A 25,570-nucleotide genomic window follows, 5' to 3' on the forward strand; every position below is an offset into this window, starting at 1 on the left:
ACCGATGATTCTGCTCCGTCGCCTGCTGGGTGACGTGCTGCGTCGGCAGCGCCAGCGCCAGGGCCGGACCCTGCGCGAAGTCTCCTCGTCCGCCCGGGTGTCACTCGGTTACCTCTCCGAGGTCGAGCGGGGTCAGAAGGAGGCTTCCTCCGAACTGCTCGCGTCGATCTGCGAGGCGTTGGACGTGCGGATGTCCGAGTTGATGCGGGAGGTCAGTGACGAGCTGGCACTCGCGGAGCTCGCGGAGTCCGCGGCGAGCGACACGGTGCCCGCGCCGATGCGCCGTCCCGTTCTCAACCCGGTGTCCGTGACGTCTGTCACCGGACGCCCGGACGAACGGGTGACGATCAAGGCACCGACGGAAGCCGTCGACGTCGTCGCCGCCTGATCGGAGCGGCCCGAGGCACACACCGGGACAGTCGGTACGGGCCCGGCCGGGGCGTTCACAGCGCCCCGGCCGGGCCCGGTACGGCAGACGCCGTCGGGCTGCCCGCGGCCAATGGGGGCGTCGGTGAGGACGTGGTGGTCCCACCGGTGAGCAGAGCGGCGCGGGGGCCGGTTCGGCAGAGGGCGCGGGCGGCTGCACGCCCCGGCGCGCCCGTCGTCATGCCGGAGACGGTCCCGCCTGGCAGTGCGGACACCAGTACGCCACACGCTGCCGGTCCGCCGGGTCCGGCATCCGCTTGCGGACGGGAGTGCCGCAGCGCAGACACGGCCGTCCCGCGCGGCCGTACACCCACAGACTCCGGTCCGCCCGGGCATCGCCGGTGGTGACGCGCCGGACCCGCTCCTTGTTCACCTCCAGCAGTTTCCTGGCCAGGGCCGGCAGGCGCGCGGGCTCCGGCACCTCTCCCACCGGCAGCCAGGGGGTGACCCGTGCCAGGAAGCACAGCTCGGCCATGAAGATGTTGCCGATCCCGGCGAGGTTGCGCTGGTCGAGCAGGGCCTCGCCGACCGGGCGGGCCGGATCGGAGAGCAGCCGCCGCAGCGCCTCGGCCGCATCCCAGTCGGGACCGAGGAGGTCCGGCCCGAGGTGGCCGACCACCTGGTCCTCGTCGGCGGTGCGCAGCAGGCCGAGGACGGGAAGGCGGTAGCCCACGGCCGTCCGGGAGGCGGTGGCGAGAACCGCGCGGATCTGATGGCCGGGACCGCCGTTCCACCGCTCGCCGGGAGCGTAGGTGCGCCAGGCGCCGTCCATCCGCAGATGCGAGTGGAGCGTCAGGCCGCCCTCGAAACGGGTGAGGAGGTGCTTGCCCCGCGCGGTCGTCTCCAGCACCCCGCGGCCGGTGAGGTCGGTGGTGGCGAGCTTCGGCACGCGCAGGTCGCAGCGGGCGAGCGGTGCTCCCGACAGCGCCCGGTGCAGTTGCCGGGCGGTGCGCCAGACCGTGTCTCCCTCGGGCACCGCGATCCGCCTTCCCTCTCGCCGTCCGTCTCGTCCGCTCGTGCCTGCGCCGTCTCCACTGTGGCACGGCCGCGGGACGCCGCCTCCGTGCCGCGGGCGCCGTCACGCGCGCAGTCGCAGGCCCTTCGGGGTGGCGTGGAAACCGGCGGCCTCCAGAACACGGCCCAGCGGGGAGCCCAGGACGGGGGAGCCGTTGGCGCGCTCGACGGTGAGAGTGCCCACCATGCCCTGGCGCGCGGCACGGGCCAGGGCCTCGACCCCGGCGTCCAGGGTGGGGCCCCCGGTCCGCCAGGCCAGGAGCGTCTTCCCGCCGCGTTCGAGGTAGAGGACCAGTTCGCCGTCCACGAGGACCACCAGGGAGCCGGCCTTCCGGCCCGGCTTGTGGAGGGCGGCGCGGCCCGTGCCGGAACCGTCGGCGGAGGCCGTCGGGGGCTCGGGCCAGGGAAGGGCGACACCATAGGCGTTGGCGGGGTCGGCGGCGGCCAGGACGACCGCCCGCGGGCGGGAGCCCTCCGGCTTCTCCCGGGCCGTGGCGATCGCCCGCAGCCGGTCCACCGCCCCGTCCATGGCGAACTGTGCGGCGCCCAGGCCCTCCACCACATAGCCGCGGCGGGCCCGGCCGCTCTCCTCGAAGACCGACAGCACCCGGTACGCGGCCGAGAAACCGCCCTCCACCCCTTCGGCGGCCACAGCGCCCCGGGTGACCACACCGTGCCGGTCCAGAAGGGTGCCGGCCAGGGCGTGGGCGCGGAGGGTGGGGTCGGCCTCCGGTTCGGGCAGCAGCGACCAGCGGCCCGCCACGGTCGGGGGGCCGTTCCGGGACGCGGTGGGACGGGCGGAGCGGGACGCGGTGGACAGGGCGGCCAGGGAGCCGTACCGGCCCCGGGGCGTGGACCGCCTGGCGCGGTGCGCCGTGGCCCCCGCCGTGCGGCCGGAGCCGAGCAGCGCGCGGAGGGGAGCGAGGGAGTCGTTGGTGAGCCGCCCGGACCAGGCCAGCTCCCAGACCGCTTCGGCCAACTCCGTGTCGGACGCTTCGGCCCCGGCGGCGCGGACCCGTTCGGCGATCTGCCGGAAGAACAGCCCGTACCCGCCCGAGAGGGCCTCCAGAACCGCCCGGTGGACAGGGGTGGGCTCCAGTGGATGCGGGGGAGGCAGCAGCAGGGGCGCGGTGTCGGCGAGGTGAAGGCGGACCCAGCCGTCCTTGCCGGGCAGCGCGCCCGCGCCCGACCAGAGCACCTCCCCGGTGGTGGTCAGCTCGTCCAGCATCGACGGGTGGTAGTCGGGGACCCGGGAGGGCAGGACCAGCCTCTCCAGGGCGGAGGCGGGCACGGGGGCGCCCTGCAACTGCTCGACGGCGCGCAGCAGTCCGTCGGCGCCGCGCAGACCGCCCGCGCCCAGATGCTGCCACTGGGGGAGGAAGGCGGCGAGCGCCGCGGGCGGCACCGGCTCCAGTTCCTGGCGCAGCGCGGCCAGGGACCTGCGGCGCAGCCGCCGCAGGACGGTGGGTTCGCACCACTCCTGCCCCACCCCCGAGGGGTGGAACTCGCCCTGCACCAGGCGGCCGGAGGCGGCCATCCGCTGCAGCGCGCCGTCGGCGACCGCCGTGCCCAGTCCGAAGCGTTCGGCGGCCTGGACGGTGGTGAACGGGCCGTGGGTGCGCGCGTACCGGGACAGCAGGTCGCCCAGCGGGTCGGCGACGGGTTCGGTGAACGCCTCGGGCACCCCCACGGGCAGCGCGACGCCGAGCGCGTCGCGCAGCCGTCCGGCGTCCTCGACCGCCGCCCAGTGCTCCCGTCCCGCGAAGCGGACCCGGATGGCGCGCCGGGCGTGCTCCAGCTCCCGCGCCCACCGCGGATCGGCGCCCCGCTCGGCCAGTTCGCCGTCGGTGAGCGGGCCCAGCACGCGCAGCGCGTCGGCGACGCCCTCGACGTCCTTGACCCGGTGGACCCGCTCCCCGGCATCCCCGCCGGGAAGCCACTGCAACTCGCGCTCCAGCTCGGCCAGCACCTCGGGGTCGAGCAGCTCGCGCAGCTCACTGCGGCCCAGCAGCTCGGCCAGCAGCCGGGAGTCCAGCGACAGAGCGGCGGCCCGGCGCTCGGCGAGCGGCGAGTCGCCCTCGTACAGGTACTGCGCGACGTAGCCGAAGAGCAGGGAACGCGCGAACGGGGACGGCTCGGGCGTGGTGACCTCCACCAGGCGTACCCGGCGTGCCTCGATGTCGCCCATCAGCTCGGCGAGGCCGGGCACGTCGAAGACGTCCTGGAGGCATTCGCGCACGGCTTCCAGCACGATGGGGAAGGAGCCGAACTCGCTCGCCACCTGCAGGAGCTGGGAGGCCCGCTGGCGCTGCTGCCACAGGGGGGTGCGCCTGCCCGGGTCGCGGCGGGGGAGGAGCAGGGCGCGGGCGGCGCACTCGCGGAACCGGGAGGCGAACAGCGCCGAACCGCCCACCTGGTCGGTGACGATCCGCTCCACCTCGTCCTTCTCGAACAGCACGTCGGCGGTGCCCACCGGCGGCTCCTCCGGCTCGTGACCCGTGGCGCCGAACTCCGCGCCCAGGCCCAGTCCGGTGTCCGCGTCCGGGTCGGGGCCGAAGCCCAGCAGGTCGGTTTCCGGCAGGCGCAGCACGATGCCGTCGTCGGCGTGCATCACCTGCGCGTCCATGCCGAACCGCTCGGTCAGCCGCGCGCCCAGCGCCAGGGCCCAGGGCGCGTGCACCTGGGCGCCGAAGGGGGAGTGGACGACGATCCGCCAGTCGCCCAGCTCGTCGCGGAAGCGCTCCACGACGATCGTGCGGTCGTCCGGGACGTGTCCGCAGGCCTGCCGCTGCTCGTCGAGGTAGGCCAGCACGTTGTCGACGGCCCAGTCGTCCAGACCGGCCGCGGCCAGCCGCTTCCGGGCGGCTTCGGGCGGCAGACCGCCCACCTCGCGCAGGAACGCGCCCAGCGCGCGGCCCAGTTCCAGCGGACGGCCGAGCTGGTCGCCCTTCCAGAACGGCAGCCGCCCCGGGACTCCCGGGGCGGGGGAGACCAGCACCCGGTCGCGGGTGATGTCCTCGATCCGCCAGCTCGTCGTGCCGAGGGTGAACACGTCGCCCACCCGCGACTCGTAGACCATCTCCTCGTCCAGCTCCCCGACGCGGCCGCCGCCCTTCTTCGGGTCGGCGCCGGCGAGGAAGACGCCGAACAGGCCGCGGTCGGGGATCGTCCCGCCCGAGGTGACCGCCAGCCGCTGGGCCCCGGGGCGTCCGGAGACGGTGTGGGCCACGCGGTCCCACACCAGGCGCGGGCGCAGCTCGGCGAAGGCGTCGGAGGGGTAGCGCCCGGCGAGCATGTCCAGTACGGCGGTGTACGCCGACTGCGGCAGCGACGCGAAGGGCGCGGCGCGGCGGACGACCGAGAGCAGCTCGTCGACGTCCCAGGTGTCCATGGCCGCCATGGCGACGAGCTGCTGGGCCAGCACGTCCAGAGGGTTGGAGGGCACCTTCAGCGCCTCGATGGCGCCCTCGCGCATCCGCTCGGTGACCACCGCCGCCTGGACCAGATCGCCGCGGTACTTGGGGAAGACCACCCCGGCCGAGACCGCGCCCACCTGGTGGCCCGCGCGGCCCACCCGCTGCAGCCCGGAGGCGACCGAGGGCGGGGACTCGACCTGGACCACCAGGTCCACCGCGCCCATGTCGATGCCCAGCTCCAGGCTGGAGGTGGCCACCACGGCCGGCAGGCGGCCCGCCTTGAGCTCCTCCTCGACCTGCGCCCGCTGCTCCTTGGAGACCGAGCCGTGGTGGGCGCGGGCCAGCACCGGCGGCGCGCCCCCGGCGGACCCCGACCCGCCCATCAGCTCGGCGGGCGAGGGGCTCTCGGGAACCGGCTCGCCGGTGGCCCGCTCGTGGGCGATCTCGTTCAGCCGGTTGCACAGCCGCTCGGCCAGGCGCCGGGAGTTGACGAAGACGATCGTCGAGCGGTGGGCCTGGACGAGGTCGGCGATCCGCTCTTCCACGGACGGCCAGATCGACGGCCGGTCCCCTTCGCCGGCGGGGCCCGCCCCGCCCGCCTCCCGGACGGGCGAGCCGCCCAGCTCGCCCATGTCCGGCACGGGCACCACGACCGACAGGTCGAACTCCTTGCCCGAGGGCGGCTGCACGATCCGCGCGCCGCGCCGCGGGGAGAGGAAGCGGGCCACCTCGTCCACCGGGCGGACCGTCGCCGACAGGCCGATCCGCCGCGCCGGGCGGTCCAGCAGCTCGTCCAGCCGCTCCAGCGAGAGCGCCAGGTGGGCGCCGCGCTTGGTGCCGGCCACGGCGTGCACCTCGTCCAGGATCACCGTCTCGACTCCGCGCAGGGCCTCGCGGGCCGCGGAGGTGAGCATCAGGAAGAGCGACTCCGGCGTGGTGATCAGGATGTCGGGGGGACGCCTGACCAGCGCCCTGCGCTCGGCGGCCGGGGTGTCCCCGGAGCGGATGCCGACCCGGATGTCCGGCTCGGGCAGCCCCAGCCGGACCGACTCCTGCCGGATGCCGGTGAGCGGACTGCGCAGGTTCCGCTCCACGTCCACCGCCAGCGCCTTCAGCGGCGAGACGTACAGCACCCGGCAGCGGCGGGCCGGGTCGGCGGGCGGGGGCGCGGCGGCCAGCCTGTCCAGTGAGGCGAGGAAGGCGGCCAGCGTCTTGCCGGAACCGGTGGGCGCGACGACCAGCACGTCGCTGTCCTCGGCGAGCGCCCGCCAGGCACCTTCCTGGGCGGCGGTGGGCGCGCGGAACGCTCCCGCGAACCACGCACGGGTCGCGGGGGAGAACATGTCGAGAGCCGGTGCCCGGTGCATGCCTCCATCGTGCACCCCGGCACTGACACCGCCGCCGGACCGTCCCCCCGTGCCTCGCACAATGGACCCATGGGCACGGAGGAGTGGGCACGGCACTGGCGCTACGACCGGCTGCCGGACACGGACCTGCTGCGTGCCCGGTACATCCGGCACACCTTCCCCCCGCACGCCCACGACGGCTACGTGTTCGCCGCCGTCACCGGCGGAGTGGAGGAGGTCGGGCTGCCGGGGGGCGTCCTGCGGGCCGGCGCGGGGTCCGTCGTCATGATCAATCCCGAGGTGGCGCACACGGCGCGCGCCGGGGCGCCGGAGGGCTGGGCCTACGCCACGCTCTACCCGGCGGTCGGCACGGTCGCCGCCATCGCCGCCGAGACGACCGCCCTGCGGGGCACGGCGGGGTTCCCCGAACCCCTCGTGCACGATTCGGAGGCCGCGCGCCTGATCACCGGGGTGCACCGGGCGGCCGAGCAGGGGAACGCCCTGGCCGCCGACAGCCTGCTGAGGGTGGCCGTCGCCAGGCTGCTGCGCCTGCACGGAGGTCCGCTCCCGGCGCGTCCGGTCCGCACCGCGGGTGCCCGCAACGCCGCACGCGCCCGCGAGATCCTCCTGGAGCGGATGACGGATCCGCCTACCCTGGAGCAGCTCGCGGCGGAGCTGGGGACGAGCCCGTTCTCGCTGCTGCGCGCCTTCCGCGAGCGGTACGGCATGCCGCCCCACGCCTGGCTCACCAGCGCGCGGGTCCGCCGCGCCCGCGGACTGCTGGAGGACGGTGTGCCGCCGGCCCGGGCGGCCACGGCCGTCGGCTTCGCCGACCAGCCCCACCTGGGACGGCACTTCCGCCGGATCGTCGGAGTGCCGCCCGGCGCCTACCAGCGCGAACGCGCAAGAACGTACAAGACGGGGAGGAAGGGCCGTCCGTAGTCTCGGAGCCGTGTCAGAACGGATCAGCAGCATTCCCCACACGGAGGACACCCCGGTGGATGTCCCGGCGGACACCCCGCCTGACGTTCCGGCGGAGGCGCGGGCGGACGCCGCCGGGCCGCCGTCCCCGGGCGGCGACCGCGCCGTCGTCCGGGACGCGCTCGGCGTCGGAGTGGCCGTCGGCCTCTCCGGCTTCGCCTTCGGGGTGACCTCCGCCGCCGCCGGGCTCGGCCTCGCCCAGACCTGCGCCCTCAGCCTCCTGGTGTTCACCGGCGCCTCGCAGTTCGCCCTCGTCGGCGCGCTCGCCGCGGGCGGCAGTCCGCTCACCGCCGCGGCCGGGGCCTTCTTCCTCGGCGTCCGCAACGCCTTCTACGGGCTGCGGCTGTCCACGCTGCTGCGGCTGCCGCGCGCGGTGCGTCCCGTCGCCGCCCAGCTGGTCATCGACGAGAGTTCGCTCGTGGCCCTGGCCCAGCGCGACCGGCGTTCCGCCCGGATCGGGTTCACCGTCACCGGTGTCACCCTCTACCTGCTGTGGAACCTCACCACGCTGTTCGGCGCGCTGGGCGCCGCGGCGATCGGCGACACCGGCGCCTGGGGGCTGGACGCGGCCGGGCCCGCCGTCTTCCTGGCGCTGCTGGCCCCCATGCTGCGGACGGCGGAGGAGCGCGTCACGGCCGGGCTCGCGGTGCTGCTCGGCCTGGGGCTGCTGCCGGTGCTCCCGGCCGGGGTCCCCGTCCTGGTGGCGGCGCTCGCGGCCCCTCTGGTGCTGCTGGCGCGCGGGCGGCGGGCCGGGGAGGAGGCCCGGTGAGCGTCTGGATCGCCATAGGGGTGACGGCCGTCGGCTGCTACCTCGTCAAGCTCCTCGGCCTGTCGGTGCCCGCCGGGGCGCTGGAGCGCCCGCTGGTGCGGCGGCTGGCGGCCCTGCTGCCCGTCGCGCTGCTGGCAGCCCTCACCGCGCAGCAGACCTTCGAGGGGGACGGCGGCACGCTGGTGGTCGACGCCCGCGCCGCGGGTGTCGCGGCGGCGGCGGTCGCCCTGGTGCTGCGCGCGCCGTTCCTGGCGGTGGTGGCCACCGCCGTCCTGGTCACCGCGGGGGTGCGGGCCCTGGGGTGATCCCGGGCGGTCGGCCGTTCCGCGCGGTCGGCCGATACTGGAGGCATGCGGTTGACGGTTTTCTGGGAGCGGATGGCTGCCCACTTCGGCGAGGCGTACGCCGACTCCTTCGCACGTGACCACGTGATGTCCGAGCTCGGTGGGCGGACGGTGCACGAGGCCCTGGAGGCGGGGTGGGAGGCGAAGGACGTCTGGCGTGCGGTCTGCGCCGCCATGGACGTCCCAGCCGACCTGAGGTGAGGGAGGGCCTGGGGGCGCGCCCTTCGATTTCCGGCCCTGACCTGCTGCTTTCCGGTTTTCCACAGGGCGGCGGGGCAACTTGACACAGAAATCGAACAGCCATTCTCATGAGAGGGCCGGGCGGCTGGGAGACGGCGTCCGGGCCGATTGTCAGTGGCAGGCGCTAGCGTCTTTGACGTGAAGCGATCGACTCAAGCGAACCGGGTGGCACCCATGGCAGGAACCGACCGCGAGAAGGCGCTCGACGCCGCGCTCGCACAGATTGAACGGCAGTTCGGCAAGGGCGCCGTCATGCGTCTCGGCGAGCGGCCGAACGAGCCAGTGGAGGTCATCCCCACCGGGTCGACCGCGCTCGATGTGGCGCTGGGCGTCGGCGGCTTCCCGCGCGGCCGGGTGGTGGAGGTCTACGGGCCGGAGTCCTCGGGCAAGACGACCCTGACCCTCCACGCGGTGGCCAACGCCCAGAAGATGGGCGGCACGGTGGCGTTCGTGGACGCCGAGCACGCGCTGGACCCGGAGTACGCCAAGAAGCTGGGCGTGGACGTGGACTCCCTGATCCTGTCGCAGCCGGACAACGGCGAGCAGGCGCTGGAGATCACCGACATGCTGATCCGCTCCGGCGCGCTGGACCTGATCGTGATCGACTCGGTGGCCGCCCTGGTGCCGCGGGCGGAGATCGAGGGTGAGATGGGCGACTCCCACGTCGGTCTCCAGGCCCGGCTGATGAGTCAGGCGCTGCGGAAGATCACCGGTGCGCTCAGCCAGTCCAAGACCACCGCGATCTTCATCAACCAGCTCCGCGAGAAGGTGGGCGTGATGTTCGGCTCTCCGGAGACGACCACCGGTGGCCGGGCGCTGAAGTTCTACGCCTCGGTGCGGCTGGACATCCGCCGCATCGAGACCCTCAAGGACGGTACCGAGGCGGTCGGCAACCGCACCCGCGTCAAGGTCGTGAAGAACAAGGTGGCCCCGCCGTTCAAGCAGGCCGAGTTCGACATCCTCTACGGCGTGGGCATCAGCCGCGAGGGCGGGCTGATCGACATGGGCGTGGAGCACGGCTTCATCCGCAAGTCCGGCGCCTGGTACACCTACGAGGGCGACCAGCTCGGCCAGGGCAAGGAGAACGCCCGCAACTTCCTCCGCGACAACCCCGACCTCGCCAACGAGATCGAGAAGAAGATCAAGGAGAAGCTGGGCATCGGCCCGAAGCCGGAGACCGCCGAGGGCGAGCCGGGCGCGGAGACCGCCGTGCCCGCCGAGGCCCCGGCCGCGGCCACCGCGGCGAAGACGGTGACCGCGCCGGCGAGCCGGGCCAAGGCCGTCAAGAGCACCGCGGCCAAGAGCTGAGCCGTGGCGGGACGCCAGGAACTCCCGGCCGACCCGGAGGAGCGGGCGCGGGCGATCTGCCTGCGCCTGCTCACCGGAACGCCGCGCACCCGCGGCCAGCTCGCGGAGGCACTCCGCAAGCGGGAGGTCCCCGAGGACGTGGCCGATGCGGTGCTCTCCCGGTTCGAGGACGTCGGACTGATCGACGACGCGGCGTTCGCCGACGCCTGGGTGGAGTCCCGGCACCATGGCAGGGGGCTCGCCCGCCGGGCACTCGCCCGGGAGCTGAGGACCAAGGGGGTGGACCCCACTCTGATCGACAACGCGGTCGGACAGCTCGATCCGGAGCAGGAGGAGAGGACGGCCCGCGCCCTGGTGGAGCGCAAACTGCGTACCACCAGGGGGCTGGACCGGGACAAGCGGCTGCGCCGGCTCGCCGGGATGCTCGCCCGCAAGGGGTATTCCGAGGGACTCGCCCTGCGGGTGGTCCGGGAGGCGCTGGAGGCGGAGGGGGAGGACGTGGAGGACTACCCCCTGCACGGCATGGACTGAACCCGGCCACCGGCCGGAGGGCGGGCAGCGCCCCGGGCGGGCGCCGTCCCACCGTCAGGGCTCCGGCTGTCCCCATGGTCGCCGGCCTCACCGCTGATCACCGGCCGGCGGTGCCCGGTGCGGGTCGGCACTCGCCGGAATCCTCACCCACGCCCTGATGACAGCAGGCGTCCTCCTGACGCCCTCCCCGCCGCTCGGCTCCCTTCTCCGGCTTCAGCGTCCGACCGTCCTGCGGACGCTGTGCTCCTCCGGCTCCCCCGCCCCGGCTGCTTCGGAAACTCCCCGGACCCTCCCCGGACGCGAGGGGGTCTTCACGGCCCGTCCACCCGGTCGCCGGAGCACTCGCCCGGTCCGTCCGGCCCCACGGCGCCGACGCCGCGTATCGCCTCGGCACAGGCGCGCAGTTCGCCCGAGCGGGCCGCCGGCAGCGCGGCCACCAGATGGCCGTCCGGACGGACGACCAGGACGGTGTGGGGAGCCGCGCCCGCATAGCTCTCGGTCACCAGCAGCCCGGCGGGCACGGGCAGTCGTCCCACCGCGGCGGCCAGTTCCGGCATCAGTCCCGCCGACAGCCAGTGACGGCTGTCCCACACGTGGGTGCCCGGGGCGACCAGCAGCACCAGCAGTTCACGCCCCAACCGCTGCCACAGCCGTCCCCGCGACCCGTCCAGGGCCGTCACCGGCACGTCGTCCACCGGCGAGCCCGGTTCGGTTCCGACGGAGACCGCGCCGGGCACCGTGTCCCTCCCCGGAGTCAGGGGCGAGTCCCCGTAGCGGGGAGGTCCGCCCAGCGGCCCGCGCCCCAGATGCGCGTCCGTCAGCAGGTCCAGGGCCCCCCGGGAACCGCCGGGGAGCAGGGTGCGCAGCCCGCCGCCCCCGCGCACCAGCGGCAGGGCCTGGTCGAGGGCGCGCAGCCGGGCCCTGGCCGCCCCCCGGCGCTCCGCCTCGTAGCTGTCGAGCAAACCCTCCGGCGCCAGGCCGTTCCGGCACAGGGCCAGCCTCCAGGCGAGACCGACGGCGTCCCGCAGCCCCTCGTCGACCGGCTGGGTGCCCAGCGCCCCCAGCAGCCGGGCCGCGTCCCCGGCCAGGAAGACGCGGCCCGAACGCCACTGCCGCGCCAGCCGCTGGTGCGCGATGTGCACCCCCGTGTCCAGCAGCTCGTACGGCGGGACCGGATCGCACCAGGCGGAGAGCGTCTGCCGTATCCGGGCGACCAGCTCCTCCGGAGTGACCAGGTCGCCGCGCGGCGGCAGCAGCCAGTCCAGCCGCCACACCCCGTTCGGCAGCGGGCGCGCCACCACCTCGCCGCCCCCGCCGGGGAGGTCCCGGTGCAGCAGCGCCTCCCCGTCCCAGGGCAGCTCCACACGCAGCGCCGCCACCGCGTGCCGTTCCACGGAGGTACGCCCGGGGAAGCGGATCCGGAGCAGTTTGCGCACGGTGGACCGGGCCCCGTCGCACCCCACCAGATGACTGCCGCGCCACCAGGTCCCCCCGGGGCCGCGGGTGCGGGCCGAGACCCCGTGCGCGTCCTGCTCCAGCTCCTCCAGACGGGCCCCTGGGACGACCCGGGCCAGGGGCTCGCGCTCCAGCGCGGCCCGCAGGCTCCGCTCCAGCGCGTACTGCTGGATGTGGACTGGTGAGCCCGCGGGATCCAGATCCACCCGGCGCACCGCCTGGTGCCGCCGCTCGGTGCGCCACGCCGCCCACCGCGCACCGCCCAGCACGGACACGTGCGCCGCCGTGTCGGGCCGCAGCACACAGGTGCGGGCCGCCCGCTGTTCGACCTCGCCGTCGCCCGCGTCGAGCACCACCGACGGAACACCGTGGCGCGCGAGCGCCAGCGACAGCGCGAGTCCGACAGGTCCCGCGCCGACGACGATCACCGGGTCCACGACGGGCGGACCTCGCAGTTCTCACGGTCCTTGGACGAAGGGGGAGTTGAAGCCGTCGGAACCCGGTACACGATCACACAACGTATGCAACCCACCTGCCCGCTTCCCCGTCAAGCGACGGGATCACAGGCAGGTGGGTGCGGGGAGCGGAGGAGCCGGCTGCGGCGTGCCGCTACTCCTTGCGGGCCTGGGGTACGACGTGGGGCTCGTCGAACTCCATCTCGGTGTTGGTGTCGGCGTGGAGCACGGCGCCGGTCGACCGCTTGCCGCGCCGGATCCGGCCCTCGACCCAACTGGCGAAGCTGGTGAGCAGGTAGTTCAGCACCACGAAGATCAGCGCGATCACCGTGAAGGCGGCGATGGTGTTGGCGCCGTAGTTGGCGGTGATCAGCCGGACCTGGCTCAGCAGCTCCATGTAGCCCAGGAGCGCGCCGCCCAGCGCGGTGTCCTTGACGATCACCACGAGCTGGCTGACCAGCGCCGGCAGCATCGCCGTGACCGCCTGCGGCAGCAGCACGTAGACCATGATCTGGCCCTTGCGCATGCCGATGGCCTTGGCCGCGTCGGTCTGTCCGGAGGGCAGGGAGAGGATGCCCGCCCGGACGATCTCGGCGATGACGGAGGCGTTGTAGAGCACCAGGCCCGTCACCACGGCGTACAGCGGGCGCAGGTCGGAGGAGATGTCGGTGAACTGCGCGTACGCCGCGTTGGCGAAGAACATCATCAGCAGCACCGGGATGGCGCGGAAGAACTCCACCACGGTGCCGGCGGGTACGCGGACCCACCGGTGGTCCGACAGCCGGGCCAGGCCGAACAGCGCACCCAGCGGAAGCGCGATGACGATGGACAGGGCCGCCGCCTTGAGGGTGTTGAGCAGGCCCGGGATCAGGTACGTCGTCCACACCCGACCGTCGGTGACGAACGGGCTCCACTTCTCCCCGGCGAGCTGGTTCTTGTCGGCCATGATGTCCAGCACCCACCACAGGGTGAGGCCGAGGAGAACCACGAACACCACGGAGTAGATGATGTTGCGCGCCTTGGCCCGCGGGCCGGGGGCGTCGTACAGAACGGAGAGGTTGCTCATCGCTTCACCGCCACGCGCTTGCTGACCCAGCCCAGCAGCATGCCGGTCGGGAGTGTCAGGACAACGAACCCGAAGGCGAACATCGCGGAGACCAGGAAGATGGCGTCGCTCTCGTACTCGATCATCGTCTTCATCAACGCCGCGGCCTCCGCCACTCCGATGGCGGCCGCCACCGTGGTGTTCTTGGTCAGGGCGATCAGGACGTTCGCCAGCGGCGCCACCACGGAGCGGAACGCCTGGGGAAGGACGATGAGGAACAGCACCTGGAAGAAGCTCAGCCCCAGGGCGCGCGCCGCCTCGGCCTGCCCGACGGGCACCGTGTTGATGCCCGACCGCAGCGCCTCGCAGACGAAGGTGGCGTGGTAGGCGATCAGTCCGAGCACGGCCAGCCTGAAGCCGATCACCTCGAAGTCGCTGCCACCGGCCAGCGTGATCCCCAGTGTCTGGAACAGCCCCAGCGAGGCGGCCAGGATGATGACCGTCAGGGGCGTGTTCCGTACGACGTTGACGTAGGCGGTGCCGAAGGCGCGCATCAGCGGCACCGGGCTGACCCGCATGGCGGCCAGGACCGTCCCCCAGACCAGGGACCCGATCGCCGAGTAGACGGCGAGCTGCACCGTCACCCAGAAGGCTCCGAGCACGTCGTACTGCCCGGAATCAAGAAAGTCGAACACGTTCTCCCGCGCTCCCGCCTCGTCGGATGGTGTCTCGTCGGATGGCGTTCAGGGACGCCGTGTGCCGCCCGGCCGGGCGGCACACGGCGTCGGCCGTCACTTCTCGGTGATCTCCGGAGCGGGCTCGTACTCGTAGCCGGCCGGACCGAAGTGCTTCTTCGCGGCCTTCTCCCAGGAACCGTCCTCGACCATCTTCTCGAGGGCGTCGTTGATCTTCTTCCGCAGCTCGGTGTCGCCCTTCTTCAGGCCGATGCCGTACGGCTCGTCGCTGAGGCTGAGGCCGGCGAGCTTGAACTTGCCCTGGTGCTCCTTCTGCGCGGCGTAGCCGGCCAGGATGGAGTCGTCGGTGGTCAGGGCGTCGACGGCCTTGTTCTCCAGGCCGGTCAGGCACTCCGAGTAACCGCCGTATTTGATCAGGTTGGCCTTCGGGGCGAAGTCCTTCTTGACGTTCTGCGCCGAGGTGGAGCCGGTGACCGAGCAGAGCTTCATCGAGCTGTCGTCGAGGTCGTCCTCGCTGCGGACGGTGTTGTCGTCGGCCCGCACCAGCAGGTCCTGGTGGGCGAGGAAGTACGGGCCGGCGAAGTCCACCCGCTTCTTGCGCTCGTCGTTGATCGTGTAGGTGGCGACGATGAACTTCACGTCACCGTTGGCGATCATGTTCTCGCGCTCGGCGCTGGGGGCCTGCTTCCAGACGATGTCCTTCTCGTCGTAGCCCAGCTCCTTGGCGATGTACTTGGCCACGTCCACGTCGAAACCGGTGTACTCGCCGTCCTGGGTCTTCAGGCCCAGACCCGGCTGGTCGAACTTGATGCCGATGTTGATCTTGTCGCCGTCCGAACCGCTCTCGCCGCCCCCGCCGCAGGCCGTGGCGGTCAGGGAGAGGACGAGTGCGGTGGCGGCCGTGAGGCCGGCTTTGCGGAGATTCATGGTGAGCATCCCTGGAATCGAGTAGTGCGTGGTTCCGCTGAGCCGAGCTCAGTGGTGAAGGATCTTCGACAGGAAGTCCTTGGCGCGGTCGCTGCGCGGGTTGCTGAAGAACTGGTCGGGAGTGGCCTCCTCGACGATCCGCCCGTCGGCCATGAAGACCACCCGGTTCGCGGCGGAACGGGCGAAGCCCATCTCGTGGGTCACCACGACCATCGTCATGCCGCCCTGCGCCAGCTGCTGCATGACCTCCAGGACCTCGTTGATCATCTCGGGGTCGAGAGCGGAGGTCGGCTCGTCGAAAAGCATCACCTTCGGGTCCATCGCCAGAGCGCGGGCGATGGCCACGCGCTGCTGCTGACCTCCGGAGAGCTGGGCGGGGTACTTGTCGGCCTGGGTGGCCACACCGACCCGGTCGAGGAGGGAACGTGCCTTCTCCTCGGCGGTCTTCTTGTCGATGCGCCGGACCTTGATCTGGCCGAGCATCACGTTCTCCAGCACCGTCTTGTGCGCGAAGAGGTTGAAGGACTGGAAGACCATGCCGACGTCGGCCCGCAGCCGGGCCAGCTCCTTGCCCTCGGCGGGCAGGGGCTTGCCGTCGATGGTGATCGTTCCGGAGTCGATCGTCTCCAGGCGGTTGATGGTGCGGCACAGCGTGGACTTGCCGGACCCCGAGGGCCCGATGACGACGACGACCTCGCCGCGCCCGATGGTCAGGTTGATGTCCTGGAGGACATGCAGGGCACCGAAGTGCTTGTCGACGTTCTTCAGGACGACCAGATCATCCGCCGCCGGCGCGGCGTCCTTGGTCACCGATACGTTGCTCATCGGCGTCATTCGCTCCGTCCTCGTCGGTTGAGGGGACCTTAGTGACCACCGCCGACCAACGTCATCACATCTGAGCTGAACTTGAGCATAACGATCCAGCAGCAACCGGACATATCCCGTGAAGGGGGCGGCGGATGGCGTACCGGCTGCATAACGTATGCGTTCGTGCTGCTGACGGACCCGTGGCACGCCGTCCACGGGCGGTGGGACGCCCGGCACACGGGGAGGCACGGGGAGAGGGGGGAGGAGGCCCATGAGACTGCTGCTCGTGGAGGACGACGACCGCGTCGCCGCGGCGCTGTCCGCCGTACTGGCCCGGCACGGGTTCGACGTGGTGCACGCGCGCAACGGCGAGGAGGCCCTCCAGCGCCTGCTGCCGGGCGGCACGGCCCCGCCCTTCGGGGTGGTCCTGCTCGACCTCGGCCTGCCCGACACCGACGGCTTCGAGGTGTGCGGACGCATCCGCCGGCTGACCGCGGTACCGGTGATCATGGTGACGGCGCGGGCCGACGTGCGCTCCCGCGTCCACGGTCTCAACCTCGGCGCCGACGACTACGTGGTCAAGCCGTACGACACGGCCGAGCTCCTCGCCCGCATCCACGCCGTCAGCCGCCGCAGCGCCGCTCCCGTCGCCGGGCCCGCTCCCGAGGGCGGCGGAAGCGTCTCCGGGGACGCGCGGCGGCTGGTCCTGGGGCCGCTGACCATAGAGACCGCCACCCGCCGGGTGACGGTGAACGGGGAGGCCGTCTCCCTCACCCGCAAGGAGTTCGACCTGCTCGCGCTGCTCGCCCAGCGCCCCGGCGTGGTCTTCCGCCGCGAGCAGATCATCAGCGAGGTGTGGCGGACCAGCTGGGAGGGCACCGGCCGCACCCTGGAGGTGCACGTGGCCTCGCTGCGCTCCAAACTGCGGCTGCCGGCCCTCATCGAGACGGTGCGCGGAGTCGGCTACCGGCTCGTCGCCCCCACCGGCTGACCCCGAACGGACCGCCGCCGTGCGCACCCGCCTGCTCGCCGTCCTCATCACGCTGATGGCCGCCGTGCTGCTCGCTCTCGGCTTTCCGCTCGCCGCGAGCATCGCCGCCGCGGAACAGCAGGCCGTCGTCGTGGACCGCATCGACGACACCGCCCGCTTCGCCTCCCTGGCGCAGTACGTCACCACCCGCCCCCCGGCCAGCAGTCCCACCACGGCCGAGGCCCGGCAGCGGGACGACAGGCTGGCCACGCTGTACGACGAACTCGCGCGCTACCACGACCTCTACGGCATCCGCGCGGGCGTCTTCTACCGCGACCGCACCCCGATGGCCGCGGCCCCGGAGGACTGGCAGATCCCCGAGGAGGGGGAGGGCGCCGCGGCCTTCGCCGAGGCGCTGGTCGGACGCCGCAGCCACGATCCCGCCCAGGTGTGGCCCTGGGACGGCGGCCGGCGGATAGCAGTCGCCTCGCCGGTGGTCCGCGACGGAGACGTCGTCGCCGTCGTGCTCACCGACTCGCCCACCGGGCCGATGCGGTCCCGCATCCTGCGCGGCTGGCTGCCGCTCGCGGCCGGGGAGGCGGCCGCCATGCTCGTCGCGGTGGCCCTGGCCTCCAGGCTGACCGGCTGGGTGCTCGAACCGGTGCGGGTCCTGGACAAGGCCGCCCACGACATCGCCACCGGGCGGATGGCGTCCCGGGTGGCGGCCTCGGGCGGGCCGCCGGAACTGAGGCGCCTGGCGCGGTCCTTCAACGAGATGGCAGACCACGTCGAGACCGTCCTGGAGCAGCAGCGGGCCTTCGTCGCCGACGCCTCCCACCAGTTGCGCAACCCGCTCTCCGCGCTGCTGCTGCGCATCGACCTGCTGGCCCTGGAGCTCCCCGAGGACAACGAGGAGATCGCCTCGGTACGGGCCGAGGGCAAGCGCCTGGCCCGGGTGCTCGACGACCTCCTCGGCCTCGCGCTCGCCGAGCACACCCCCGCCGACCTGCGGCTGACCGACATCGCCGAGCTCGCCGCCGAACGCGTCGCCGCCTGGCGGCCGGTCGCCGACGACAAGGGGGTGGCGCTGCGCGCGGAGGGGCACGGGGCGGTGGCGGGCTGGGCCGATCCCATCGCCCTGTCCAGCGCGCTGGACGCGGTCGTGGACAACGCGCTGAAGTTCACCCCCGCCGGGGAGTCGGTCACGGTCCTCGTCTCCCCCGACGGCGACCGGGTGGTCGTCGAGGTCGCCGACCGCGGACCCGGCCTCACCGAGGACGAGCTGACCCGGATCGGGGACCGCTTCTGGCGCAGCGGCCGCCACCAGAACGTCTCCGGCTCCGGACTCGGGCTGTCCATCTCCCGCGCGCTGCTCGCCGCGGGCGGGGCGACGATCTCCTACGCCCACAACGAGCCGCACGGCCTGCGGGTGCTGATCAGCCTGCCGCGGAACGCGCCAGACGCAGGGTGAGGATCTGGAACGGGCGCAGCCGCAGCACCACCGCGCCGGACTCCCCGACCTCGTACGCGTCCCGGCCCGCAGGCCCCTCCAGGGGGCGTTCCAGCAGGTCGGTGGCGGTGACGGAGACGACGGGGAACCCCGCGGCGAGCGTGGCCCGCGCCCGCCCGCCGTACGCCTCGTACAGCCGCAGCACCACGTCCCCGCCGCGGTCCTCCGCCAGCTTCACCGCCTCCACGACCACCTGGTCGCTGTCCACCGTCACCAGCGGCGCCACCGGCGAGCCGCCGGGGACGGACCGCTCGGGCAGGTTGAACGCGTGGCCCTCGCGCACCGCGTCCGCGATCGTCGCCCCCGGCACGAGCCCGTAGCGCATCCGGTGCGTGCCCCGGTCGGCCTCCGGGTCCGGGTAGCGCGGCGCGCGCAGCAGGGACAGCCGCACCGTCGTGGTCTGCCCGCCGTCCGGGCGGACGTCCCGGGTGACGTCGTGGCCGTAGGTGCAGTCGTTGACCAGGGCCGCTCCCCAGCCCGGCTCCGCCACGTGGATCCAGCGGTGCGCGCAGACCTCGAACTTCGCCGCGTCCCACGAGGTGTTGGCGTGGGTGGGGCGGAGAACGTGCCCGAACTGGGTCTCGGCGGCCGAGAAGTCGGCCTTGACGTCCAGCGGGAACGCGGCCTTGAGGAACTTCTCGCTCTCCCGCCAGTCCACCTCGGTGTCGATCTCCACCACCTTGCTCCCCGCGCGCAGCACGAGGCGCTGGACCACCGCCGAGGCGCCGAAGGAGCGCCGCACCGTCACCGACGCCTCGTCCGCGGCCGGGGGACCGGGCCGCAGTTCGTCGAGGCCGGTCAGGTCCGTGGTGGTGTGCCGGTAGAAGGGGTCCACGTCCCAGGCGTCCCATTTGTTGGGGAGGTCCGGGTGGAGCTGGAGCAGGTTGGCGGCGGCTCCCGGGGCGACCGCCTCGCGGTCGGCGACGAGGTCGTACGCCGACACCACCAGGCCGCGCCCGTCGATCTCCACCCGCACCAGCCCGTTGTCCAGGACGTACCCGCCGCCCGGCCGCTCCCCGGCGGTCACCGGCCCGCCCGTACGGCCCGGCAGCGGCAGCGCGCCCCCGGCCGGGATGCCGCGCCGGGCGTGCGGGGCCCCGTTGAAGACGACCGCCCCGCCGTCCCCGCCGGCCAGCGCCCGCTGCGCGGCGCCGGTGATCTCCTCCAGCTCGCGGTGCACCCGGGCGTACGTCTCGCGTGCCTCGCGGTGCACCCAGGCGATCGACGAGCCGGGCAGGATGTCGTGGAACTGGTGGAGCAGCACCGTCCTCCACAGCCGCTCCAGCTCCTCGTACGGGTACGGGCGCCCGGTCCGCACCGCCGCCGTGGCCGACCACAGCTCGGCCTCGCGCAGCAGCGACTCGGCGTACCGGTTGCCGCGCTTGGCGCCCGCCTGCGAGGTGTAGGTGCCGCGGTGCAGCTCCAGGTACAGCTCGCCCACCCACACCGGGGCGTCCCCGTACTCGGCCCGGGCCGCCCCGAAGAACGCGGCGGGCGGCTCCACGGCCACCCTCGGCGAGCCCTCCAGATCGCGCAGCCGCCTCGCCCGCGCCAGCATCTCGCGCGTCGGGCCCCCTCCGCCGTCGCCGAAGCCGAACGGCACCAGCGAGCGGGTGCCGCGGCCCTTCTCCCGGTAGGTGCGGGCGGCGTGCGCCAGCTGGGCGCCGCCGAGGTCGGAGTTGTAGGTGTCCACCGGCGGGAAGTGCGTGAACACGCGGGTGCCGTCGATGCCCTCCCACCGGAAGGTGTGGTGGGGGAAGACATTGGTCCGGTTCCAGGAGATCTTCTGCGTCAGGAACCACTCGGCGCCCGCGAGCCGCGCGATCTGCGGCAGGGCGGCCGTGTAGCCGAAGGAGTCCGGCAGCCACACCTCGCGGGTGTCGACCCCGAACTCCTCCAGGAAGAACCTCTTGCCGTGGAGGAACTGCCGGACCAGCGCCTCGCCGCCGGCCATGTTGGTGTCGGACTCCACCCACATCCCGCCCACCGGCACGAACCGCCCCTCGGCGACCCTCTGCCTCACCCGGTCCCACAGCCCGGGCCGGTGCTCCTTGAGCCAGGCGAACTGCTGCGCCTGGGACATCGCGAAGACGTACTCCGGGTGGGTGTCCATCAGGTGGAGGGCGTTGGCGACCGTCCGCGCGACCTTGCGGACGGTCTCGCGCAGCGGCCACAGCCAGGCGGAGTCGAGGTGCGCGTGGCCGACCGCGCTGATCCGGTGGGCGGAGGCGTGGGCGGGGGAGGCCAGCGCGTCCGCCAGGCACGCGCGGGCGCGGGCGGCCGTACCGGGGACGTCGGCGGGGTCCAGGGCGTCCAGGGCGCGCTCCAGGGCCCGCAGGATCTCCCACCGCCGCGCCTGGTCCGCGGGGAGCTCGCGCATCAGCCCGTCCAGCACCTCCAGGTCGCGCGCCAGCTCCCACACCCCGGTGCGGAGGACGGCCAGCTCCATGCGGCGCAGCCGGTACAGCGGCCGGGCGTGCGCGGTCGGCCGGTCGCCCTGCCGGGTGGGACGCCGCCCGGCGAGGACCGGGTTGGCGGCGGCCTCGACGTACAGCTCGACCTCCTCCCCGCCCCGGACGGGGCCGCCGACCGGCACCCAGTCGCTGTGCGGGTGGAGGCCCTTGACCACCTCGCCGTCCGCGCGGTGGACCAGGCCCTCGCACTGGAAGCCGGTCATGCCCCGGTCGAAGCCGATGTCGAGCACCGCCTCGACGGTGCGCCCGGCCCACTCCGCGGGCACCCGCCCGGTCACCCTGAACCAGGTGGTCCCCCAGGCGGGGCCCCAGGCGTCGCCGACGGCGGCGGGCCCGTACGGGGCGGCCAGGCCCTCGGCGGCCGGCACCGGCTCCCCGGGGACGTCCCACCGCCCGACGTCCAGGGGGACGGAGTCGCCGCGGACGGCGGGGAGGACCCTCTCGCGCAGGACGCGGTCCAGGCGGTCTTCCACGATGCTGCGGTCGTCGTGCATGCGGCGGCTCCGGTGGTTCGCCGGCGGGGAACGCCAGAGGCATTGCCTCCCCAAGGCGGTGCCAATCCTCCCGCCGCGCGGACACGGCGGCGACCGCCCCACCGGCCCCGTCGCGCCCCGCGACCTCCCGGGACAGAACAGCTAGGACTTGACCGAGCGGTAGTAGCGCTCGGCCCCCCGGTGCAGGCCGAGCGGATGGGTGTAGATGGCGGTGCGCAGATCGACCTTCTGCGCCGCGTGCACCTCACGGCCGATGCGGTCCCGGCTGTTGATCACCGAGCGGGTGATCCCCTCGGTCAGCGCGTCGTCCGTGCCGTCCACGGTCACCAGCAGGTTGGCCACCGCGATCGTCTCGACCGCCTTGCCCCGCTGGACGGCGGGGTAGGCGTCGGCGGGCATCAGCGCGGCCCGGTAGGAGCGGGTCTCGGGCTCCTGGGCGTGCAGCCTGGGCACCAGGTCGCCGAGCGGGACGAGGCGGATGTCGGTGGTCCCGGCGAGCTCCTCGACCGCTCCGGTCGGCAGCCCGCCCGACCAGAAGAAGGCGTCCAGCTCGTCGCGGACCAGCAGGTCCGGCATCCGGTCGATGCCCTCCGGCACCGGGACGACGTCCCGCCGGGGGTCCAGCCCCGCCGCCCGCAGCAGCCGCCCGGCGATCAGGTGGACGCCGGAGCGCCGCTGCCCGAGCCCGACCCGCATCCCCTTGAGGTCCTCCACCGCGCGCACCGGCGAGTCCGCCGGGACGACGAGCTGGACGTAGTCGTCGTACAGCCGCGCGCAGGCCCGCAGCCGGGCGGCGCCCGGCCGGTCCTCCTCCAGGTAGGCGGCCACCGCGTCGGCCGCGGCGATGGTGAACGACGCCTCGCCGGAGACGAGCCGCTCGATGTTCTCCACCGAGCCCTCGCTGGGACGCAGCGTCACGTCCACCCCGGGCAGGTCGCGGCCCAGCTGCTCCTTCAGCAGCTCCCCGTAGCGCTCGTAGACCCCGCCCCGCGCGCCCGTCGCGAAGACCACCGACCCGCTCGGGGCCGGACCGCCGCCGGGCAGCAGCCACCACAGCAGCAGCGCCAGCGCGGCCGCCGCGCACGCGGCGGCTCTCAGCGGGCGCCGGTTCAGGGGGCGGCGCGACGGCGGGGGGACCACGGGACGATCCTGCCAGGGCGCGCACGCGGAGGGGAGGGGCGGGGGCCCCGCGGCCTCGCCCCCGGAGCGGCGGCCGCCCGCCGACGTCAGCGGGGCGTCAGCGCGGACGGCCAGCATGGGGTGCGGATGGTGGCGGCACGCCGGCCCGACGGCGTCACCCGGACACCCGCGGGCACCGCTGCGCGGGTGTCCGGGGCCCGGCAGACGGCCGCCACGCGGGCCTACCGCGACGGAGCCGCACATGGAGACGATCGGCGCGTACGCGCCGCGCGCCGCCGGGGAGACCCGGGGGGAGGCGCTGGACGGGCCCCTGGCGCCGTTCCCCCGCGACAGCGCCACCCGGACGCACCGGTACTCCGGTCCGCATCCGGCACCGTGTTCGTCCGCCCTGCGGCCGGAGCGCGGGCCCGCGGTCGTACCGCCCTCCGCGGGCCGGAACCGTCCGCTCCCCCGCCTTGAGCAGCGCAGCCCGTCCGCGCGGGCGGCGCGCCCCGCCCGCCGGCCGAGCCGGTGAGGGAATCCCCGCACCGCCGGGGGCCCCGGGTGATCCGGCCGATCCTGCCGGCCCGCGTCGCCGTGGCCGAGACCTTCGCGGACGTTCCCTGCCGCCTCCTTCCGGAGGAACGGGCCGCGCTGGGCGACGTCGCGGAGGGACGCCGCCGGGAATTCGCCACGGTGCGGCACTGCGCCCGCCGTGCCATGGGCGGGCTGGGCCTGCCGCCCCTGCCGCTGCCGCCGGGAGCCGGGGGCGCCCCCCGCTGGCCGGACGGGGTGGTCGGCAGCATGACGCACTGCCGCGGTTACCGGGCCGCCGCAGTGGCCCGGCGCGAGGACGCACGGGCGGTCGGGATAGACGCCGAGCCCCACCGTCCGCTGCGCGAGGGGGTCCTGGAGAGGATCTCGCTCCCCGGGGAACGGGAGCGGCTGGCCGGTCTCGAACGCTCTGCCGAGGTGTGCTGGGACCTGCTGCTGTTCTGCGCCAAAGAGGCCGTCTACAAGGCGTGGTACCCCCTCACCGGCGTCCGGCTGGCCTTCGGCGACGTGGAGGTCCTCCTCGCCGCCCGTACCGGAACCTTCCGGGCGCACGTCGTCGGGGACGGTGCCCGGGGCGTGGCGGGACCGGTGGCCTTCGGGGGGCGCTGGACCGTCTCCGGGGACCTGGCGGCCGCGGCCGTGGTGGTGCCCCCGGAGCCGAGCTTTTGATATATGCCCAGGTCATGGGAGAGTTCGGTCATACGGTTTTCCGGGACGCCAGAGGTGGATCATGACGAGCGAGGAGCTGCTGGCCGTGCTCGCCGCCGTGGGTCATGCCCAGCGCCTGCGGATCGTCGCCGAACTCTCCGGTGGCCGGATGTACGTCAGTGAGCTGGCCCGCCGGTTGAAGATGTCCCGGCCCCTGCTGTACATGCACCTGGAGCGGCTGGAGAAGGCCGGTCTGGTGGTGGGCAGCCTGGAGCTGTCCGAGGACGGCAAGGCGCTGAAGTACTTCGAACTGGCGCCGTTCGACCTGCGCCTGAATGTCGATACGATCCTCGCGGCCGTACAGGCCGACGAGGCCGGCCCGCCGGACGCGGATGCCACGCCGGAGCCGACGGACGAGCAGGGGATTCAGGACGTGAAGGGGAAGCGCACATGACCGGGGGCATCATCGCCATCGCCGTCGTGTTCATCATCGTCGGTGGCGTCACGGCGATGGTGGTCGCCTACTTCAGACTGCAGCGGCACCGCGCGGACGCCGTCGCCATGGCCTCCTACCGCAAGCTCGCGGAGGACGTGATCACCCGGCAGGAGGCGCTGCAGGGCCGTCTGGACGAGCTGGGCGACCGTCTCCGGGACGTCGAGAACCTGCTCCGCAGCGTCGACTGACCGGTTTCCGCAGGTCCGACCGGACTGCTTTGACCTGCAACTTTTGTGGACCGCTTAAGGACATGTCCGGTCCGTGCGGGTGTTTCTAGACTCGGTGCCGTCCTGCTGGGCACGGCGCCACGCCTGCTGTCGCACGCCGGAAGTCGAGGACCTCCGCTGCCGCCGGGTTCCCGGCGCGCGCCGCGTCGTCGGGCGGACCGGGTCGACCTCGGACGAGGCGGCCGGTGTCCGCGCCCACGACGAGAAAGGGATGGTCGGGCATGTCAGGTTCTGGCGTCCACCTCAACGACGAGATTTTCCCCCCCACGTTCCGGTGTGAGGCGCCGGGCCTCGACGCGGCGGAGTGGGCGGCGCGCAACCGCCCGTCCATCGAGGAACTGCTCCGCGAGCACGGGGTGGTCCTCATGCGCGGTTTCGGCGTCGGCGGCGTCGAGGCGTTCGAGGCGGTGGCCGCGTCGCTGGTGAGCCGGCTCTACGGGGACTACGGCGATCTTCCGCACGAGAAGGACGCCGACCGCGTCTACAAGTCGACGCCCTACCCGGCTCGGCAGTCGATCCTCTTCCACCACGAGAGTTCGCACATGCCGCAGTGGCCCCGGCGGCAGTTCTTCTGCTGCCTGCAGCCCTCCGCGAAGGGCGGCGCGACCCCGATCGTCGACGGCCGCAGGGTGTGGGCCGGACTGCCGGAGGACCTGCGCGCCCGTTTCGAGGAGCACGGCATCCGCTACGTGCGGAACTTCATCCCCGGGCTGGACGTCGGCTGGGAGCAGATGTTCGGCACCTCCGACCGGGCCGAGGTGGAGGAGCGCTGCCGCGCCCAGGGAGTGGAGTGCGAATGGCGCCCCGACGGCGTACTGCGGACCGTGCAGACCGCCCCGGCCGTCGTCCGGCACCCCGACACGGGGGAGAAGGTCTTCTTCAACCAGCTCTTCCTGCACCACACGGCCTGCCTGGAACCCTCCGTGCTGGAGGTGATGCGGTCGCTGTTCGGGGACGACGAGAGCGCGTACCCGCGCAGCGCGTCGTTCGGCGACGGCTCCCCGATCGGTGACGACACGGTCGCGCGGCTGTGGTCCCTCTACGACGCCCTGGCACAGCGGTTCACCTGGGAGCGCGGTGACGTGGTGGTCATCGACAACATGCTCGTCTCGCACGGCCGTGATCCCTTCGAGGGCGAGCGGAAGATCATCGTGGCGATGGGGGACATGGTCACCCGCGCCGCGCTGACCGGCGGAGCCATGGCCCGCTGACCCCCCTCCGGGCGGGCGGGCACTCCCCGCCCGCCCGGCCCCGAGTTCGACGCGCGAGCGGACAGCACGAGCAGACGACAGGAGCGACGATGGCCCCGTCAGCGGTA

At 73.7% G+C, this 25,570-nt stretch carries 22 protein-coding genes; 13 read left to right on the forward strand and 9 right to left on the reverse strand.

The genetic code is table 11. The annotated features are described in order from the left end of the window. Positions 1-4 precede the first annotated feature (4 nt). Positions 5-388: a helix-turn-helix domain-containing protein gene (locus ABD358_RS12980; RefSeq protein ID WP_344323785.1), complete on the forward strand. Its 384-nt coding sequence runs from the start codon at positions 5-7 to the stop codon at positions 386-388. 216 nt (positions 389-604) lie between these two features. On the opposite strand, the gene ABD358_RS12985 is transcribed toward ABD358_RS12980, so the two are convergent. Further along, positions 605-1,402, reverse strand: coding sequence for an Fpg/Nei family DNA glycosylase (locus tag ABD358_RS12985; RefSeq protein ID WP_344631108.1), 798 nt, complete (start codon positions 1,400-1,402; stop codon positions 605-607). A 102-nt stretch (positions 1,403-1,504) separates the two neighbouring features. Beyond that, positions 1,505-6,223, reverse strand: coding sequence for an Lhr family ATP-dependent helicase (locus tag ABD358_RS12990; RefSeq protein ID WP_344631109.1), 4,719 nt, complete (start codon positions 6,221-6,223; stop codon positions 1,505-1,507). A gap of 69 nt (positions 6,224-6,292) precedes the next feature. Here ABD358_RS12990 and ABD358_RS12995 point away from each other — a divergent pair, with 69 nt between their 5' ends. The 6 genes from ABD358_RS12995 (at position 6,293) to recX (ending at position 10,375) form a co-directional block, all read left to right on the forward strand. After that, positions 6,293-7,144 carry a helix-turn-helix transcriptional regulator gene (locus ABD358_RS12995; protein WP_344631110.1) on the forward strand — a complete coding sequence of 284 codons (852 nt, stop codon included), beginning with the start codon at positions 6,293-6,295 and terminating at the stop codon, positions 7,142-7,144. 10 nt (positions 7,145-7,154) lie between these two features. Beyond that, entirely contained in the window at positions 7,155-7,952 is a 798-nt protein-coding gene (locus ABD358_RS13000; RefSeq protein ID WP_425576313.1) for an AzlC family ABC transporter permease, read from the forward strand. Further along, positions 7,949-8,257, forward strand: a complete 309-nt coding sequence (locus tag ABD358_RS13005; RefSeq protein WP_344631111.1) for an AzlD domain-containing protein — start codon at positions 7,949-7,951, stop codon at positions 8,255-8,257. Before ABD358_RS13000 ends, ABD358_RS13005 begins: the two co-directional genes overlap by 4 nt. Positions 8,258-8,302: 45 nt before the next feature. After that, positions 8,303-8,497, forward strand: coding sequence for a DUF3046 domain-containing protein (locus ABD358_RS13010; protein ID WP_344631112.1), 195 nt, complete (start codon positions 8,303-8,305; stop codon positions 8,495-8,497). A gap of 213 nt (positions 8,498-8,710) precedes the next feature. Continuing rightward, complete coding sequence (recA, locus tag ABD358_RS13015) at positions 8,711-9,844, forward strand: recombinase RecA (protein ID WP_344631113.1); 1,134 nt, start codon at positions 8,711-8,713, stop codon at positions 9,842-9,844. Between the two features lie 3 nt (positions 9,845-9,847). Next, positions 9,848-10,375, forward strand: coding sequence for a recombination regulator RecX (gene recX / locus ABD358_RS13020; protein ID WP_344631114.1), 528 nt, complete (start codon positions 9,848-9,850; stop codon positions 10,373-10,375). Positions 10,376-10,686: 311 nt separating this feature from the next. Here recX and ABD358_RS13025 read toward each other — a convergent pair whose 3' ends face one another. From ABD358_RS13025 to ABD358_RS13045, 5 genes are all read right to left on the reverse strand, one after another. Continuing rightward, positions 10,687-12,267, reverse strand: a complete 1,581-nt coding sequence (locus tag ABD358_RS13025; protein WP_344631115.1) for an FAD-dependent monooxygenase — start codon at positions 12,265-12,267, stop codon at positions 10,687-10,689. 172 nt (positions 12,268-12,439) lie between these two features. Next, the gene (locus tag ABD358_RS13030) at positions 12,440-13,351 is read right to left on the reverse strand and encodes an amino acid ABC transporter permease (protein ID WP_344631116.1); all 912 of its coding nucleotides are present in this window, start codon (positions 13,349-13,351) and stop codon (positions 12,440-12,442) included. Next, a complete protein-coding gene (locus tag ABD358_RS13035; protein ID WP_344631117.1) occupies positions 13,348-14,025 on the reverse strand; it encodes an amino acid ABC transporter permease in 678 nt (225 codons plus the stop codon). Before ABD358_RS13035 ends, ABD358_RS13030 begins: the two co-directional genes overlap by 4 nt. A 96-nt stretch (positions 14,026-14,121) precedes the next feature. Continuing rightward, complete coding sequence (locus ABD358_RS13040) at positions 14,122-14,952, reverse strand: glutamate ABC transporter substrate-binding protein (RefSeq protein ID WP_344631118.1); 831 nt, start codon at positions 14,950-14,952, stop codon at positions 14,122-14,124. A gap of 48 nt (positions 14,953-15,000) precedes the next feature. After that, a complete protein-coding gene (locus tag ABD358_RS13045; protein ID WP_344631119.1) occupies positions 15,001-15,777 on the reverse strand; it encodes an amino acid ABC transporter ATP-binding protein in 777 nt (258 codons plus the stop codon). Positions 15,778-16,030: 253 nt separating this feature from the next. On the opposite strand from ABD358_RS13045, the gene ABD358_RS13050 reads away from it, so the two are divergent. Together ABD358_RS13050 and ABD358_RS13055 are read left to right on the forward strand one after the other, a co-directional pair. Beyond that, positions 16,031-16,750: a response regulator transcription factor gene (locus ABD358_RS13050; RefSeq protein WP_344631120.1), complete on the forward strand. Its 720-nt coding sequence runs from the start codon at positions 16,031-16,033 to the stop codon at positions 16,748-16,750. 19 nt (positions 16,751-16,769) lie between these two features. Further along, positions 16,770-18,200, forward strand: coding sequence for a sensor histidine kinase (locus tag ABD358_RS13055; protein WP_344631121.1), 1,431 nt, complete (start codon positions 16,770-16,772; stop codon positions 18,198-18,200). Here the strand turns inward: ABD358_RS13055 and ABD358_RS13060 are convergent. After that, a complete protein-coding gene (locus ABD358_RS13060; RefSeq protein ID WP_344631122.1) occupies positions 18,166-21,207 on the reverse strand; it encodes an alpha-mannosidase in 3,042 nt (1,013 codons plus the stop codon). The two genes, ABD358_RS13055 and ABD358_RS13060, sit on opposite strands and share 35 nt — an antisense overlap. 141 nt (positions 21,208-21,348) lie before the next feature. Further along, positions 21,349-22,347, reverse strand: a complete 999-nt coding sequence (locus ABD358_RS13065) for a TAXI family TRAP transporter solute-binding subunit (RefSeq protein WP_425576314.1) — start codon at positions 22,345-22,347, stop codon at positions 21,349-21,351. A 543-nt stretch (positions 22,348-22,890) separates the two neighbouring features. Here ABD358_RS13065 and ABD358_RS13070 point away from each other — a divergent pair. The 4 genes from ABD358_RS13070 (at position 22,891) to ABD358_RS13085 (ending at position 25,463) form a co-directional block, all read left to right on the forward strand. Continuing rightward, positions 22,891-23,550, forward strand: a complete 660-nt coding sequence (locus ABD358_RS13070) for a 4'-phosphopantetheinyl transferase family protein (RefSeq protein ID WP_344631123.1) — start codon at positions 22,891-22,893, stop codon at positions 23,548-23,550. 61 nt (positions 23,551-23,611) lie between these two features. Further along, positions 23,612-23,983 (forward strand): ArsR/SmtB family transcription factor, encoded by a 372-nt coding sequence (locus tag ABD358_RS13075; RefSeq protein WP_344631124.1) that lies wholly within the window; start codon positions 23,612-23,614, stop codon positions 23,981-23,983. Beyond that, positions 23,980-24,213 carry a hypothetical protein gene (locus tag ABD358_RS13080; RefSeq protein WP_344631125.1) on the forward strand — a complete coding sequence of 78 codons (234 nt, stop codon included), beginning with the start codon at positions 23,980-23,982 and terminating at the stop codon, positions 24,211-24,213. The genes ABD358_RS13075 and ABD358_RS13080 overlap by 4 nt, the downstream gene beginning before the upstream one ends. A 260-nt stretch (positions 24,214-24,473) precedes the next feature. After that, positions 24,474-25,463, forward strand: coding sequence for a TauD/TfdA family dioxygenase (locus ABD358_RS13085; RefSeq protein WP_344631126.1), 990 nt, complete (start codon positions 24,474-24,476; stop codon positions 25,461-25,463). The last annotated feature ends 107 nt before the right edge of the window (positions 25,464-25,570 follow it).

It is taken from the genome of Streptomyces glaucosporus (assembly GCF_039533345.1).
Lineage (GTDB): Bacteria > Actinomycetota > Actinomycetes > Streptomycetales > Streptomycetaceae > Streptomyces > Streptomyces glaucosporus.